General features: G+C 65.9%; 1 protein-coding gene. It reads left to right on the top strand.

The features are described 5' to 3' along the window. Positions 1 to 674 (top strand): WXG100 family type VII secretion target (locus tag ABD793_RS42560; protein WP_425548863.1); only part of this gene is annotated, 674 nt, incomplete at both ends.

The following is a 674-nucleotide window of genomic DNA, read 5'->3' as shown; positions in this document are numbered from 1 at the left end:
GCACCGGTGCAGGATTCGACGACGGCGGTGTCGGGGGTTCCGCTGCTGGAGGACGCGACGGGACTCAAAGACGCGATCGAGAACAAGGACTGGGCAGCGGTCGCGATCGGCGCGGTCGGCACCGCACTGGACACGCTGACCGCGGTAATGGACCCGTTCGGCGCGATCTTCGCCGCCGGGGTCGGCTGGCTGATGGAACACGTCGGCCCGCTCAAAGAAGCCCTCAACGCACTCACCGGCAACGCCGACGAAATCTCGTCCCAGGCCGAAACCTGGACCAACGTCGCCAAAGAACTCGAAAACGTCTCCGCCGAACTGACCGATCTGGTCAAAAAGGACCTGCAGGACTGGCAAGGCGACGCCGCCGACGCCTACCGCACACGGGCCGAGGACACCTCCGCGCTGATCGCCAGCGCCCAGAAAGGCAGCGAAGGCGCCGCCAGCGGCGTCAAAACCGCCGGTGAAGTCGTCGCCGCCGTCCGGTCCCTCGTCCGCGACACCATCGCCGATCTGGTCGGGCACCTGATCTCCTGGGCCCTGCAAGTGGTGTTCACCCTCGGCATCGGCATGACCTGGGTCGTACCCCAGGTCGTCACCGCGGTCGCCAAAACCGCGTCCAAGATCACCCAGGTCACCACGAAACTGGTCAAAGCACTCAAAGCACTCGTGCCGCT

It is taken from the genome of Amycolatopsis ultiminotia (assembly GCF_039536925.1).
Taxonomy (GTDB): Bacteria; Actinomycetota; Actinomycetes; order Mycobacteriales; family Pseudonocardiaceae; genus Amycolatopsis; species Amycolatopsis ultiminotia.
This window is presented reverse-complemented; position numbering and strand designations above follow the sequence as displayed.